Source organism: Solihabitans fulvus (assembly GCF_008386585.1).
In the GTDB taxonomy this organism is placed as follows: Bacteria; Actinomycetota; Actinomycetes; order Mycobacteriales; family Pseudonocardiaceae; genus Solihabitans; species Solihabitans fulvus.
Window position 1 is genome coordinate 1 of sequence record NZ_VUOB01000166.1, and the last position, 2,567, is coordinate 2,567.

Here is a 2,567-nt window from a genome sequence, read left to right on the forward strand (position 1 = left end):
CCACCAAGCCCCCAACGGACTCGGTCAGCTGGTGTCCTATGTGGTCCTCCAGCCGGGAGCGGCGCTGTCGAGCGCCGACCTGCTCGACGCGATCAGGCAGGACCTGCCGCCGCACATGGTCCCCCAGCACGTGGTGTTCCTCGATGCGTTCCCGCTCAACGACAACGGCAAGGTCGACCGAGGCAGGCTGCCGCTGCCGGAGTTCGGCAGGGCCGGGCTGAGCACCGCCTACCGCGCGCCGAGGGCGGGGCTGGAAACCACCGTGGCCGAGATCTTCCTCGACGCGCTCGGCGTCCCCGAGATCGGTGCGGACGACGACTTCTTCGAACTCGGCGGCGACTCTATCTCCGCCGCGCGCGCCATCATCCGGATCCGACCCGTCGTCGATCCCGACACGCCGTTGCGCCTGCTCTTCGACGAGCGCACCGTGGCGAACGTGGCGCGCGCGCTCGGCGAACTCACCGCGAAGCGTGCGGCCGACCCGTCGCGCGCGGTCACCCTGGTGTCCAGGGACCACGCTCTTCCGCTGTCCTCCGCGCAGCAGCAGCTGTGGTTCCTGCACCAGCTGGACAGCGCCGAGACGACGTACAACGAACCGACCGCCCACCTCATCCGGGGCGAGCTCGACGTCGCCGCGCTCGGCCGCGCCGTCAACGCGCTGGCCGCGCGGCACGAGACGCTGCGGACCTACTTCGTGATGGACGGCGACTCGCCCGCGCAGCGCGCCGTCGCCGCGCTGACCGTGCCGCTGCCGGTCGAGGATCTGCGCGCGCTCCCCGAGGACGAGCGGCACCGGGCGGTGCACGCCGCGCTGGCCGCCGAGTCCAGGGTGCCCTTCGACTTCGCTCGGCCGCCCCTGTTCCGCGTCGCGCTGTTCCGGATGCGCGACGACGAGTGGGTGCTGTTCGTCAACACGCACCACATCGTCACCGACGGTTGGTCCTCGATGCTGATGATCAGCGAGCTCGGCAGGTTCTACGCGGCGGAGTCGGCGGGCGGCGAGGCTCCCGGCGAGCTGCCGTTCCAGTACGCCGACTACGCGGTCGCCCAGCGGCAACGCCTCGCCGACGGACACCTCGACGACCAGATCTCCTTCTGGCGCAACGAACTCGCCGACGCGCCGACTCTCCTCGAACTGCGCACCGACCGGCCTCGGCCGCCGAAGCAGACCGACGAGGGCAACACCATCCCGTTCGTGCTCGACCAGGTGGTCACCGCCAGGATCAGGCAGTTCTGCCGCGAGCACGACCTCTCGGTGTACATGTTCCTGCTCTCCGTGTTCAGCCTGCTGCTCAACCGGTACACCGGCCAGCGGGACCTGGTGGTCGGCACCGCGGCGGCCAACCGCCACCAGCCGGGTCTGGACGAGCTGATCGGGTTCTTCGTCAACATCCTTCCGGTGCGCGTGTCGTTCGCGCAGGACGTCGACTTCCGCACCCACGCGGACCGAGTCCGCGAGAAGTCACTCGCCGTCTACGACAACCAGGAAGTGCCGTTCGACCGGATCGTGCAGGAACTTCGGCTGTCCGCGACGCTGAACCATCCCCCGCTGGTCCAGGTCGTGTTCGCGTACCAGAACAGGTTCGACCAGTCGCTCGACCTCGGCCCGCTCTCGGTGACCCGACTGGCCGTGCCGCACAACCACGCGAGATACGACCTCACCCTCTACGCGACCGAACGCGAGGACCGGCTCGACGCCAGCGTCGAATACAACACCGACCTCTTCGACCAGGACACCATCACCCGCCTGATCGACAACTTCGAGACGCTGCTCGGCGATGTCCTCGACCGGCCGGACACGAGGCTGTCCGAACTTACCGTCGCCTCGGCCGCCGAGGCCGAGCTGCTGGCGAAGTGGAACGACACGGCGACGCCGTTCCCGTCGAGTTGTCTGCACGAGCTGTTCGAGGTCCAGGCGGCGGCCAACCCGGACCGCATCGCCGTCGTGCTCGGGGACACCGAGCTGACCTACCGGGAACTGGACGAACGCGCCAACCAACTCGCGCACCTGTTGCAGGAACACGGAGTCCGCCCCGACAGCGTCGTCGGCCTGTGCGTGGAACGGTCACCGGAGATGGTGATCGCGCTCATCGCGATCCTCAAAGCCGGCGGCGCCTACCTCCCCCTGGATCCCGAAGCCCCCGCCAACCGGCTGAACCAGATCCTCACCGCCGCGCGGGCCGTGCTCTGTCTCGTCGATCGGGACCGCACCGACCTCACCGCGCGAGCACTTACGCTCGACGCGGCGGCGCGGCACGGCGCGAGCTTCCCCGTGACGAAGCCGGCCAGCACCGTGTCCGGAGCGAACCTGGTCTCGATCTACTACACGTCCGGATCGACCGGGATGCCCAAGGGCGTCGCCAACACTCATACGGGCTGGGTCAACCGCATGACCTGGATGCAACGCCAACACCAGCTCAAACCCGGCGAGACCATCCTCCACAAGACCACCCTCACGTTCGACGACGCGGCGCTGGAGATCTTCTGGCCGCTCGCCTACGCAGGCACCATCGCACTGCTCCCGCCGGGACTCCACCGCGATCCCCGCGCGATCATCGACGCCGCCG

General features: G+C 69.0%; 1 protein-coding gene. It reads left to right on the forward strand.

What is annotated here, in order from left to right:
- On the forward strand, positions 1-2,567 hold a 2,567-nt coding region (locus tag F0L68_RS41050), incomplete at both ends, for a condensation domain-containing protein (RefSeq protein ID WP_149855328.1).